Annotated in this window: 13 protein-coding genes; 1 reads left to right on the top strand and 12 read right to left on the bottom strand. The window is 43.2% G+C overall.

From position 1 onward, the window contains the following. From J6I68_RS02250 to kduI, 6 genes are all read right to left on the bottom strand, one after another. Positions 1-630, bottom strand: a 630-nt coding sequence (locus J6I68_RS02250) for a cellulose binding domain-containing protein (protein ID WP_292216950.1), incomplete at its 3' end; no start/stop codon positions are given. Then, positions 631-1,794, bottom strand: coding sequence for a GGDEF domain-containing protein (locus tag J6I68_RS02255; RefSeq protein ID WP_292216952.1), 1,164 nt, complete (start codon positions 1,792-1,794; stop codon positions 631-633). A 130-nt stretch (positions 1,795-1,924) separates the two neighbouring features. Further along, positions 1,925-2,950: a sugar kinase gene (locus J6I68_RS02260; RefSeq protein WP_292216953.1), complete on the bottom strand. Its 1,026-nt coding sequence runs from the start codon at positions 2,948-2,950 to the stop codon at positions 1,925-1,927. Between the two features lie 96 nt (positions 2,951-3,046). After that, on the bottom strand, positions 3,047-4,009 hold the full coding sequence (locus tag J6I68_RS02265) for a bifunctional 4-hydroxy-2-oxoglutarate aldolase/2-dehydro-3-deoxy-phosphogluconate aldolase (RefSeq protein ID WP_292216954.1): 963 nt from the start codon (positions 4,007-4,009) through the stop codon (positions 3,047-3,049). Between the two features lie 39 nt (positions 4,010-4,048). Next, the gene (locus J6I68_RS02270) at positions 4,049-4,906 is read right to left on the bottom strand and encodes a gluconate 5-dehydrogenase (RefSeq protein ID WP_292216955.1); all 858 of its coding nucleotides are present in this window, start codon (positions 4,904-4,906) and stop codon (positions 4,049-4,051) included. A 47-nt stretch (positions 4,907-4,953) separates the two neighbouring features. Further along, the gene (gene kduI, locus J6I68_RS02275; RefSeq protein ID WP_292216957.1) at positions 4,954-5,817 is read right to left on the bottom strand and encodes a 5-dehydro-4-deoxy-D-glucuronate isomerase; all 864 of its coding nucleotides are present in this window, start codon (positions 5,815-5,817) and stop codon (positions 4,954-4,956) included. Positions 5,818-6,167: 350 nt separating this feature from the next. Between kduI and J6I68_RS02280 the strand changes: the two genes are divergently transcribed. After that, a complete protein-coding gene (locus J6I68_RS02280) occupies positions 6,168-6,716 on the top strand; it encodes a hypothetical protein (RefSeq protein WP_292216959.1) in 549 nt (182 codons plus the stop codon). Between the two features lie 84 nt (positions 6,717-6,800). Here J6I68_RS02280 and J6I68_RS02285 read toward each other — a convergent pair whose 3' ends face one another. From J6I68_RS02285 to J6I68_RS02310, 6 genes are all read right to left on the bottom strand, one after another. After that, entirely contained in the window at positions 6,801-7,394 is a 594-nt protein-coding gene (locus tag J6I68_RS02285; protein ID WP_292216960.1) for a ClpP family protease, read from the bottom strand. Between the two features lie 2 nt (positions 7,395-7,396). After that, a complete protein-coding gene (locus tag J6I68_RS02290; RefSeq protein ID WP_292216961.1) occupies positions 7,397-8,770 on the bottom strand; it encodes a VirD4-like conjugal transfer protein, CD1115 family in 1,374 nt (457 codons plus the stop codon). A gap of 119 nt (positions 8,771-8,889) precedes the next feature. Further along, on the bottom strand, positions 8,890-9,162 hold the full coding sequence (locus tag J6I68_RS02295; RefSeq protein ID WP_292216964.1) for a helix-turn-helix transcriptional regulator: 273 nt from the start codon (positions 9,160-9,162) through the stop codon (positions 8,890-8,892). A 261-nt stretch (positions 9,163-9,423) separates the two neighbouring features. Beyond that, positions 9,424-11,076, bottom strand: a complete 1,653-nt coding sequence (locus J6I68_RS02300) for an alpha-glucosidase (RefSeq protein WP_292216965.1) — start codon at positions 11,074-11,076, stop codon at positions 9,424-9,426. Next, positions 11,054-12,505, bottom strand: coding sequence for a glycosyltransferase (locus J6I68_RS02305; protein ID WP_292216967.1), 1,452 nt, complete (start codon positions 12,503-12,505; stop codon positions 11,054-11,056). The genes J6I68_RS02300 and J6I68_RS02305 overlap by 23 nt, the downstream gene beginning before the upstream one ends. Position 12,506: 1 nt before the next feature. Then, a partial coding sequence (locus J6I68_RS02310) for a hypothetical protein (RefSeq protein WP_292216969.1) occupies positions 12,507-12,960 on the bottom strand: 454 nt, incomplete at its 5' end.

The following is a 12,960-nucleotide window of genomic DNA, read 5'->3' on the forward strand; positions in this document are numbered from 1 at the left end:
ATTCATTGACTGAAGGATGATCTTTACGTCTGTCTTTTGCTTTTCTCTGTAGTTCTTTAAGTTGAACCTTGTTACAAAGAATCCAACAAAGAGAACTGCCCAGATTACAAAGGCTATGTAAATAAGTCTCTTGATCGCTGAATCTGAAACAATAGCTGCCTTGTATCCCACAAGATGCATAAATGTAGGGGAGAAGGTGTTGTCCTTAGTATTTATGATAAAGCCAAAGGTGATCTGATCATTATTGGGGATGATGGAGTTATAGGCAAGCGGGGTCAGGTATAAGATCCCATCTTTTACGCTGGTGCCAGCATTCCAACAGTCAGCGATCACAGCATCCTCAGGAACCTCCATCTCAATGGTCCAGTTACTGATGTTGGACCTCTCATTGTTGTAGAGGGTGAACTCAAACTGAAGGCCAAAATCCTTGGCATTTTTCCATTGTTTAACCTTCTGGCAGGTACTGTAGACCTTGTCAGAAAGTCTGACTCCAGTAAGACTCATATCCTGATTGTATTCAAGAGAGACATTGTTTCTAAGGCTGATATCTTCTACGTAGTACGCAGTTACTATAATGACAAGAACAGCCATAAAAACAAGTAAAGTCTCTGATGTCTTATCAAGCTTCATTTATTGTTCCTCACCTTGTCTTCTATTATCTGCCAGATGGTGCTTGCGCTTCTGATTATACATAAGCTCATCAATTGCAATCTGGAACTGTTTTGCATTCATTTTTGTTTCAGGGTCATAGACCATACTCCCCATACTAACTTCTACTTTGTAGGGCTTTTCTTTTTTATAATTCCACTTGTCAAGCTCATCCTCTACTATGTCCACAATATCGGAAAGAGCTCTCTCATCCTGCACTTCCGTAAGGATACAGAACTCATCTCCTCCAAATCTTCCGATGGAAGCCTCCTGGGAAAAAACCTGAAACAGGATCTCTGCCACCTTCTTAAGGGCATAATCACCCTCAATATGTCCGTATGTGTCATTGATCTGCTTAAATCGGTCCAGATCCAGCATGATAGCTGAAAAAGTCCGGTCACTTAACTGTGCGTTCCTTATAGCCTCCTCCAGACGAATATCAAGTCCTCTTCTGTTGAGGGCTCCAGTCAAGTAATCCACATCAAGGTTCTTGCTCTGCAGCTGGAAAAAAAGGATCAGAAGCCCTACGGCTATAGACGCATAAGTCATGTCCATATCAGGAGCCAGGATCTGCAAAAGCGCTCCGATTGCTGCCAGAGTTGGAAGGGAAAAGATAGCCTTTCTGTAATCTGCATAGATGCTGCCTCGATAAATAACTGTGTAAACAGAAAGAAGCAGGCAAAATAGCATCAGCAAAACTGCCCTAAGCAGGAACAATGGTCCTCTTAAATATTCAGTTCCATCAAAGTAGTAAAACCACTTGAGATCAAATAATGTGGAAACAGTTACCAGAACCAAATTAGCGACAACAAATATCCAATATGAAAGGACAAAATACTTTCTACCCTTTGTCCTGCCTGTATCACTAAGCCAGCAATTTATATATAGAATCGCGAAAAGATAATCTGCAGGGTCCAGTGCATATATGACGTAGTACCCTATCTTGGTAAGAAAAAGATAATTTTCCGGATAAAGCTCCCCGATGTGTCCTATAGTTTCGCAGGCAAGCAGAATAAGCGTCATAACATCGATACTTACAAACCTGTCACCCGCAGTAGTATGAATTGTCTTTCTCTCAAATATCAAAAGAAGGACTAACAAAAGTGCGGTATAAAAATTGAGGATTATCCAACCGGGTATCTGCACCTTGTCTCCTTAACGGGCAATTTTATATAAAAAACAAACCCGCATTTTTATTATACAAAAAAGCACCATGTTTTAAAACAGAAAACATGGCGCTTTTTGGATTAATTTTAGTAATTTTTTGTGAACTTTATTATCTCTGGATACGTCCTGAACCGTCTCCACCTGCAAGCTTGTTAACCTCATCAACAGTTACAAGGTTGAAGTCGCCCTCGATTGAGTGCTTAAGAGCAGATGCAGCAACAGCGAACTCGATTGTCTCCTGTGGTCCAAAGCCGTTTACACAGCTGTAGATAAGTCCACCGCCGAAGGAATCTCCTCCTCCAACACGGTCAACGATGTGAAGAGCGTACTTCTTGGAGAAGTAAGCCTGTCCATCTGTGTAGAGCATAGCGCTCCAGTTGTTGTCGTTAGCTGAGATAGATTCACGAAGTGTAATAGCAACCTTCTTGAAGTTAAACTTCTCTGTGAGCTTCTGAGCAACCTCAATGTAGCCCTCTCTGTTAAGCTTACCTGTTGTAACATCTGTTGAAGAAGCAGCGATACCAAATACATCATTAGCATCCTCTTCATTAGCGATGCATACGTCAACGTACTGGCAGAGCTCGCCCATAACCTTGCCTGCCTTCTCCTTGCTCCAGAGCTTACCTCTGTAGTTAAGGTCACAGGAAACTGTAAGGCCATGCTCTTTAGCCTTCTTACAAGCCTCTAATGTAATAGCTGCAAGAGAATCACTTACAGCTGGTGTGATTCCTGTAAAGTGGAACCACTCAGCGCCCTCAAAGATCTCATCCCAGTTGAAGTCTGCAGGAGATGCCTCAGCAATTGCTGAATGAGCTCTGTCATAGATGCACTTTGAACCTCTCTGAGAAGCACCCTTCTCGTTGAAGTAGATACCTACTCTGTCGCCACCTCTTGTGATCTTAGAAGTGTCAACGCCGTACTTTCTAAGAGAGTTAACAGCTGCCTGTCCGATCTCGTGTTTAGGAAGCTTGGTTACGTATACAGAATCAAGACCATAGTTAGCAAGAGAAACTGATACGTTAGCCTCTCCGCCGCCAAATGTAGCCTCAAGATGGTCTACCTGTACGAATCTTAAATAGTTATCTGGCTGCAGACGCAGCATGATCTCACCAAATGTAATTACCTTTTTTGCCATTTGTTATTCCTCCTAAATATCTATAATGAAGTTCTGCTCTCGCTTCGCTCGCCAGAACAAACTTCATACTAAGCTCGATAAAACCTCGCTAAGTATTCAGTTTAACCCAAGGTGTACAGCGAATCCGCCGAAATCATCAGCGAGATAAGCAACCTTAAGGTGGTTATCAGCATCATATGCAAATGATGACTCATCAAATTTAACGCCCTGCTTTGAAAGGTGATAAACAGCTCTGTCAACGTTATTGCAGCCAATTGCGATATGTCCGCACTCTCCGCGGCCCTTAGCCTTCATAACCTCAACAAAAGATCCTGCAAATACTGAAGAATTGCCAACCTTCTTGGTAAATCCAAAGAGGTTATCAAACTTATCAGCTACTGCCTCAGCTGCTGATGCGTCACTTTGATTGATTCCAACGTGCTTAAGCTTAAAGCCAAGCATTGCATTAACTGCATCCCTTGTCATCTCTTCAATCTTGTCGAACTTGCCAGCTGCGATCATGTCTTTTTTAACCATCCAGGTACCACCACAGCAGAATACCTTGTTAAATCCAAGGTAGTCGTTTAAATTGTCCTTGGTAACTCCGCCAGTTGGCATGAAGTGCATCTTGGTGTATGGAGCAGCCATAGCCTTGATCTTGGCAATACCGCCGTTCTGCTCTGCAGGGAAGAACTTAACACAGTCAAGTCCCAGCTCGATAGCCTGCTCAACCTCTCCAGGAGAAGCTGTTCCAGGAACTACAGGAACACCAATTGACTGGATGTACTCAACATTTGATCTGTTGAATCCAGGGCTTACGATGAACTTGGCACCTGCTGCCTTAGCGTGGTCAGCCTGCTCTTTATTGAGTACTGTACCAGCTCCTACGATCATCTCAGGGAATTTCTGAGAAATGATCCTGATAGCCTCCTCTGCAGCTGCAGTTCTGAATGTAACTTCAGCAGCAGGAAGTCCGCCCTTAATAAGTGCCTCTGCCAGGGGCTCAGCGTCCTTGGCGTCGTCGATTGCGATTACAGGCACAATACCAATTTTGTAAAGTTCTTCACAAATCTTATCCATTGTTATTACCTTTCTTTCCTTATAACTATTTACACTTAATTACTGTGCTTCATTCTCATCAATATCTGTGAACTTACTTGGATCAAGGTTGTTAGGATCCTGTCCAATGTAAGCAGAAATACCACCGTCAATATAAACTACCTGGCCATTGATGAAATCAGATGCTGGTGAAGCAAGGAATACTGCCAGTCCCATAAGGTCCTCAGTCTTGCCCCATCTCTGAGCAGGTGTCTTGGAACGGATGAATCTGTCGAATGGATGCATTGATCCATCAGGCTGTTTCTCACGAAGAGGTGCTGTCTGAGGTGTTGCGATGTAGCCAGGTCCAATGGCGTTGCACTGGATGTTGTACTGACCATACTCAGAGCAGATGTTTCTTGTGAGCATCTTAAGACCGCCCTTAGCTGCTGCATAAGCAGAAACTGTCTCACGGCCAAACTCAGACATCATTGAGCATGCGTTGATGATCTTACCGCTGCCCTTCTTGATCATTGCAGGAAGAACTGCCTTGGAGCAGATGAAAGGACCTGTAAGGTCTACATCAATAACCTGCTGCCACTGATCAACAGTCATCTCTGTCATAGGGATTCTCTTGATGATACCTGCGTTGTTAACAAGGATATCGATTGTTCCGCCCATTGCCTTCTCAGCGTCAGCAACAAACTTAACAACCTGGTCCTCTTTTGTTACGTCACATACAGCACCGTAAACATCGATGCCGCGCTTTTTGTACTCAGCAAGTCCCTTATCTACAAGCTCCTGGTTGATGTCGTTAAATACGATCTTAGCTCCTGACTCTGCATAAGCTACTGCATATGCAAGTCCCAGTCCGTAAGAAGCACCTGTGATCCATGCAATCTTACCCTCAAGTGAAAAGTTCTTTAAAAAGTCTCCCATTTTATTACCCTCCTATAAGTAAATGTTTATTGTTTACAAATGAAAAATTACATAAGATCTGTCATTGCGCAGTCGTCCATGTCATCAAAGTCCTGGTTTTCTCCAACCATTCCCCAGATAAATGTGTAAGCCTGTGTGCCGCATCCTGAGTGGATTGACCAGCTTGGGCTTATAACTGCCTGCTCATTTCTCATGATGATGTGTCTTGTCTCTGTAGGCTCTCCCATAAAGTGCATTACAAGAGCATCCTCAGGGATATCAAAGTACAGATAAACTTCCATTCTGCGATCGTGGGTGTGGCATGGCATTGTGTTCCATACGCTGCCTGGCTTAAGCTCAGTCATACCCATCTCCAGCTGGCAGGTCTCAACCTGGCCTGGAAGAATGTACTTGTTGATGACTCTGTGATTGGCCTGCTCAAGGCTTCCAAGTTCCTTCTTGTTCTCATCCTTGATGATCACAACATCTTCAGAAGGTGTGCCCTCTCTCTTAATAAGAACTGTTGGATATGTCTTGTGGGCAGGTGCGCTGTTTATGTAGAACTTTGCAGGGTTTTTAGAATCCTTGCTGGCAAAAGAGATATCTTTTGAGCCCATTCCTATGTACATGCCCTGCTTGTACTCTACCTCATACTTTTTACCATCAATGGTGATGACGCCATCTCCACCGATATTGATAACACCCATTTCTCTTCTCTGAAGGAAATACTCGGCGCGCAGTTCATCGCCTGCTGTAAGCTTGAGCTCCTTGTTTACAGGAACTGCAGAGCCTGTGATGATCCTGTCGATGTGGCTGTATACAAGCTTGATATCATCTGGTTTAAACAGGTCGTCGATGAGGAATTCCTCTCTGAGTCTCTTGGTGTCATAGTACTTCTCGTCCTTAGGTGAACATGCTGTTCTAAGTTCCATAACTACCTCCAATACATGAAATCTTATAAAACCACTATCATCATAATGTAAACAATATTCTATTTCACTTCATATTTAGGTCAAAAAGTTGCAAATCTTGACTAATGTAAGTGCTTTCACGTTTCTATTCTATCATGTCCATTTCGTAATAACATTGCAAAAATTGCCAGAAAAAAAGAACTGCTTACTGTGCACTTCTTCTACAATGTTAATTGCATATGGCAAAGAAACATTCTTTAAACCATTTATAAACTTTCTCTAAATATTCGGTTTCGGGTATATACAGCCACTAAATCTAGTGCTAGAATTCAAAACTGGTTGTAAAACATATCTTTGAGGGAGGAGATGTTATGAAAACTGAGATATTAAGAAAGGTGCTTGCAGGTCTTACTGTCACAACAATCTTTGGAATTCTTGTGGCATGTGGTAAGAACGCAGAGCAGGCAGCTACTGAGGTTTCTGAGGCTACTGAGGCTGTTTCAGAGGTAGCAGAGGCTACTACAGAAGTTGCAGAGACTGCAGGCGAGGAAATGATGAGCCTTGAGGAGCAGATTCAGGCTGTTCAGGACACCCTTGTATTCATGGGCGGACTTAAGACAGGTGATGACGCTGCTAAGGACATCGAGATTGCAATGTTTAGAAACGACCAGGGCGACATCATCTACATCTATGTAGAGGACGGTCATCTTGACTACGGTATGTGGACAACAGAGGATGCCACAACTGCTGATGGCAAGCCCTATTCCAAGCTCATTGGTGGCGAAAAAGAGTACGGCTACTACTTCAATGAGGACCTTGTAACAGGAATCATAGTAGATGCCGATGGTACAGTCTATGACGCTGTAGAGCTTGATGAGACCGTTTCAAGAGAACTTGTGAGCAAGACTCTTGGCGGCTGATGATCTTTTTAAGATAATTCAGAGAAAAAAAGAAAAACAAGGTGTTTTCCCGGGGAGGAAAGCACCTTGTTTTTTAATGTTCATTTATATCAGCGATGATATCACTTCATCGCAGATACCAAATTCTATGGCTTCTTCTGCGTTCATGTAATTATCGTATCTGGTAGCTTCGTTAATCTCCTCAAGAGTCTTTCCTGTGTGCTCTGAAAGGATTCCATTTACTATGGATCTGGTTTCAAGGATCTTGTCGGAGATGTTTTTGATTGATGTCGCTGATCCGCCCACGCCACTTGATATCAGGGGTTCATGGATCATAACCTTGCTGTGGGGAAGGATAAATCTGTGGCCCTTTTGCCCTCCTGCAAGGAGGATCGCAGCCATGCTGGCTGAGAGCCCTGTGCAGACCATATTGATGGTCAGGCTGCTGCACTGAATGGCATCGTAGATAAGAAGCCCTGCGTTTACCTCTCCTCCAGGGCTGTTGATATAGACTGTAACTGGGTCGTCACTTTCATTTTCAAGGTACATCATCTGGGATAAAAAACTGTTTGCCATAGTTTCATCTATCTCCCCATTAAGGAAGATTTTTCTGTTCATCAGGTGCCTGGTGTAAAGAGGTACCTCTCTTACTCCGTGTGCGCTTTCAACTTCAACTGCAGGTGTCCATGCTATATTCATTGTTAACCTCCCATTGTTTCTGCCAGAGTCTTTACCAGCTCATCATATTCTGTTTCTCTTTGTAACCACATACCTTTCTTTTCTTCATTTTGGTTTTTTCCCAAAAGCCTTGTCCTTAAAGACCTTTCATCTTTTGTTCTGATTTCTTTATAAGGCCTGTTGACAAAATGGTTTTGCTCCTCATATTTCTTAAGATCCAGAACGCTGAACCAGGAAGGAGCTTCACCTCTTCTGAAGATAACGCCCTTTCCTACAGGCATGTTAAGTATCTTTTTCACAGGCAGGTCACACCTTTCTGCCACTGCCTTTGCTGTATCCACGTCATTTCCACCCATATAGACGTATGTGTCGCAGTTGCCGATGATGGTATGTCCATCCTGCCCATAAGAATCAAGAAGCTGTGACTCAGACTGGATCATCAGCATTGTGGATATACCTCTGGATCTGATAGATGCGATCATCCTTGGAAATTCGTCTATCCTGCAGTTAGTGGCAAAATCGTCAAGGATGAATCGTACAGGAACCGGCAGGCGATAGTTTTTGCACTTCTTGTCTGCGTACCTGCAAAGCTCGTTCATGGCCTGAGTAAAAAACAGATTAGCCAGATTATCCATGGATCTGTCGCTGTCACTTACTACCACAAAAAGGGCTGTCTTTTTCTTTCCAATGGATGCGATGTTCACATCATCGCATTTCATCATCTCTGTTATCTCCTCTGTACCGAAGTTCCTCATTTTAGAGGTCAGAGTTATCAGTATTGAATTGTAAGTTCTTTCTGGGGCCACTGCCACGTTTCTGTACTGTCTGACTGCCCAACTGTCAGGATGTAGCTTTTCATGTCTGTCCATGAGCCTGTCCAGGAGACTCATCTCACTTGAAGAATATGGATCCCTCCTTGCAACCTGCAGAAGCTTTTCAATGCTCCTGAAATTCTGTTCATCTTCATTTAAATTTTCGATGCAATATGCTATCAGTGATGACAACAGCATCGATGCGCTGTGATCCCAGAAGGGATCCTGTGTACTTATGTCCTCATAGGCCAGCATGTGAGCGGCTTTTATTATATCCTGAGGCTCACTGATGTAGCTTAGGAAATTGTAATGTACTGAATTTAGTGGATCTGTAAAATCCAGTTTTTTAACGATGTAGCCTCGTTCTTCAAGATACTTTTTATATTTGTCGTAAAGACTGCCTTTAGGGTCCGATACAATGTAGCTGCCAGTGGCCTGCATCAGATTTGGACTAACTATGCCTCTGGTCTTACCTGCTCCTGAGGCGCCAACCACAAGGACGTTGTTATTTCTTTTGGTGGAATAGGTATCAAGACTGTACACCATATCCTGTCCCAGAATCATGTTGCTTTGTTCTTTTATCAATTTAGCAACCCCCCTTTCCAGGTCATTTATTCTTTTCAAGTGTTATGATAATTGAATGGGAAAAAAATGAAAATTACGCCCAGGTTTAGTATGGCAGAAAGCCAGATAAATAGGGGCTTTTAGAGTTTTAGACAAAAAGGAAGAAGGGGCTCATCGCCCCTTCCCTCACGTTGGATGATATCATCCATTGGTGTTTCAAATATCATGCTGAGTACCAGCAGGTTATCCAGTGTCGGCAAGCACTCACCGCGCTGCCATTTGAAGATCGTGTTCTCGGAGCTGTGAAGGATCTCCGCCAGTTGTGAAACTGTGTAGTTACGTGCGTACCTTAGCTCCTTGATCTTGTTCCCTGTAGCAGGAAGGTCGATCCTTACTGAATAGCTATCAAACATAATCTGCCTCCTTGTGTAATGTGATTTTGAAAATCTGTAAGTCACCATTAGTTACAACATCCTCTGCCCTGTGGGCATTTGACACCTCTGCCTCAAAAGGATGCAAGGCATTTTATATATTTGCTTTCCATATTTAGTTTTTCGTAAAGCTCATTATAGCTTACGTTTTTGCAGTTGTAAACATCCCTGCACGCAAAATAGATCGGTTATTTTCACAGTTTTCTTTAGGATAAACTTCTTATTTTTCCAAAAGCGGTGACTTTATGTATTCGGATACCTGTACACCCTGCATTCAAAGGGCTTAAGGAATCTGCCTGTTTCCTTGTAATTACAAAGGATTAGTTCTCCGTGCATTCCTTTATATTTCTCAGGCTTTTTTGGCTTTACAGGAAGCCTTGAAAAAGAGCAGATGATAAGGTAGGCTTCGTTTCCAAGACTCCTCTCGTACATATAGATGTTGGGGTCCTTGGGAAAGAACTCATTGTATGAACCATAGATAAGGGTATCTGAACCCTTTCTAAGAGCAAGGCACTTCCTGTAAAAGTTAAGGATACTGTCAGGGTCCTTTTCCTGTTTTGCAACGTTGATCTTCTTGTAGTTAGGGTTTACATAGAACCAGGGCCTTACCTTTGAAAAACCTGCATTTTCGCTGTCATCCCACTGAACTGGCGTCCTGGCAGAATCCCTGCTGGATAAATGAATCCTGTGAAGACGTCTTTCAGGATCCTCCTTGAGATGATAGGTGTGATAATTGGTTATTGAAGATACATCCACATACTGATCTATGGACATGAGCTTAATGTTGGTCATGCCAATTTCCTGACCCTGATAGATGAAGGGAGTTCCCTGCTGGAAAAGATAACATGCAGCCAACATGGTTCCGCTCTCTTTGTGGAAATGCTCACTTCCGTATCTGCTGATGATCCTTGGATGATCGTGGTTTTCCATATAAAGGGCATTCCACCCCTTGCCATCAAGAGCTTTCTGCCACTTGGTAAAAGCTTTTTTAAGCTTCACAAGAGAAAATGGTCTGTGAAGATATTCCGTGTACAGACAGTCCGCCATCATATGATCAAAAGAAAACATCATATCAAGGCTCTTAGTTGGTCCTGTCAGGTAATTCATAGCTGACTTCACAGTGGTCATAGGGCCTTCCCCCAACTGAAAGCAGTCGTACTCATCGCATACCTTCCTGAACTCACTTAGGTACTCGTGAATGTGAGGGCCATCCTTGTAGTGGGACATTCCCTTGGCTGCAGGCAAAAAGAAAAGTCCATTTGGAAGCCCCTCTTTCTTGGATATGAAATTGATAACATCTTCTCTAAAGCCATCTACCCCCATATCAAGCCAAAAGCGCATAATATCCTTAACTTCGTCTCGCACCTTTGGATTATCCATGTTAAGATCCGGCTGTTTTTTTGCAAAGATATGAAGGTAGTACTGACCTCTCTCTTTAACGTACTCCCAGGCCTCTCCCTCAAAGAGAGAATCCCAGTTATTTGGCTTATCACGCCAGATGTAATAGTCGCTGTAGGGGTTGTCTTTACCCTTTTTACTTTCTATAAACCAGGGATGCTCATCTGACGTGTGGTTGATGACAAGATCCATAATGACCTTAAGCCCCATTTCGTGGGCTTTATCAAGGACCTTTTTGAACTGATCAAGAGTTCCGTAGTCCGGATGAATATCTTTATAATCTGATATATCATAGCCAAAATCAGCGTTGGGAGATGGATAGATCGGTGAAAACCAGATGCCATCAACACCAAGAGACTTGATATACGGAAGCTTGTCATATACACCGTACAGGTCTCCGATCCCATCGCCGTTTCCATCAGCAAAGCTTCTTATCCAAATCTGGTAGAAGCTCATCTTCTTATACCAATCCCGTTTATTTTCCGTCTGCTCCATCATGAATCCTGTCTCTTATCTCTGTAATACTGTCTGATATTCTCTCAAGTCCATCTGTGATATCGTTTCTAAATTCCTCAAAATTCTCTCTCATGCCCTCATAGATTGTTCTGGGCGTATCAAAAAAGGCCTTCTGGGTTCCGTCAAGAGCCACCGCAGCCATGTTCATGAGATTTTCAAAGCTCTGATGCTTCCTTATGCCAAGCTCTCCAGAGGCTTTCATCTCATTGAGCTCCTTATATCTGTCGTAGGCTAGTCTTACGGCCTTTTCCCAGGAGATGTATATTTCGTCCATAGCCATCTGCCCAGTATCATGAAGCCCGGAAATATTGCCATTGACGCGCTTTAGAAGAGCTGCCATTGACGCGCTGTTTTCATCTATGAGATATCCGTTTCTTCCATTGGTGATACCTTCTGCCGCGCATGAGCCCTTAATAAGGACGCTGGCAAGGCCGCAGGCTGCAGCCTCTCTTACAACTATTCCATTGGTGTCATAGGTAGATGGGAAAAGAAACAGATCCGCCCTGGTGTTCCATGCCCGTAGCTTATCTCTGTCGTGGACAGGGCCTGTGAAGATAACTTTCCCTGCCATACCTTCAAGGCCATCCGTGTGAGTAAGGGCTCCGTCCTCTGTATATACATCAAGACATATGCCATAGTCCTTTATCTTCTTTTGAAGTTCACAAGCATCAGCTCCACCGCCGACAAATACCATTCTAAAATCACTGCCTTCCTTTGACAGCTCTTTTATGGCATCCACAATAAGAGGAAGGCCCTTATAGTTCATAAGTCTTCCAACAAAAAGAAATAGTGTTACTCCTTCTGGTATGTCATAGGTCTTTTCAAGCTCTTTTACCATGGTCTCGGACGCTCTGCCCTTGGGAAAATCTACACCGTTTGGCATTACTCTGTAATCGCCCTCATAGCCAAGAGTCCTAAGATTATCGCCAGCTCCCTCAGATACCACCCAGACATCGTCGCAGGCTTCTATGTTACTGACCATGACTCTGATGGTCTCCTTTTTTAGAAGTCCTTCCCCCACAGCTCTTTCTATATCCACATCGAACTTGGTGTGATATGTAAAGACAACAGGAGCTCCTGTTTCTCTTCTTAGTATCCTTGCCATTATGGTGGAAGCGGCCGGGCAGTGAGTGTGAATGATATCAGGGGCACTTTCTGCCATCTGGGCGATTTCCCTAATAGCAAGAGGGTTACCTGTGCGGTAACCCTTAATAAAATCAGTAGTATCAAAGCTTGGATAAGGAATAACCTTATATGGATATCCCTCGTAGGTAACATCAGGGTACCTTGGTGTTCCTACAACAACGCTGGCTCCCAGCTCAGCTGTAAGAACGCTCCCGTAATTCATTACAACATTTGCTACTCCGTCTATAACAGGCGGAAAAGAATCGTTTAAAAGACATATGTTCATATCAGTTTACCTTTTTCAGTATTCCGAAGTCTTCTACCTTAACATCAGTCACATCCATAACACGGATATAATATCCCATGAGTGACTGGTCTCTAAAAATCTTGCCTATCTCATAGCTAAACACATTGTCGTTGTATTTATAAACCCTCACAGGGCTCTTATCAAGCTTATCATCCTTTACAAACTCCATGAAGTCGGGCTTTATATAGGTATTAAATTTTCCTCCATTACCCGGAATTTCTTTTTCAATTTCCCACTCTGTTATCTCCGGAAAAAGAGTCTTGGCATACTCACTGCATCCCATGAATTTAAGTTGCTTGGAGAACACAAGATATCCCTTGTTGTTAAACTCTGTATCCACGATTTCCACGTTGTTATAGGGTGAAAAGATAGCCACCTTAACAAGAGGTATTAGCATTATCACCAGTGTTATTGTGGAAGCAACAGGCATAAGC

Source organism: Butyrivibrio sp. (assembly GCF_017940685.1).
GTDB lineage: Bacteria > Bacillota > Clostridia > Lachnospirales > Lachnospiraceae > Butyrivibrio.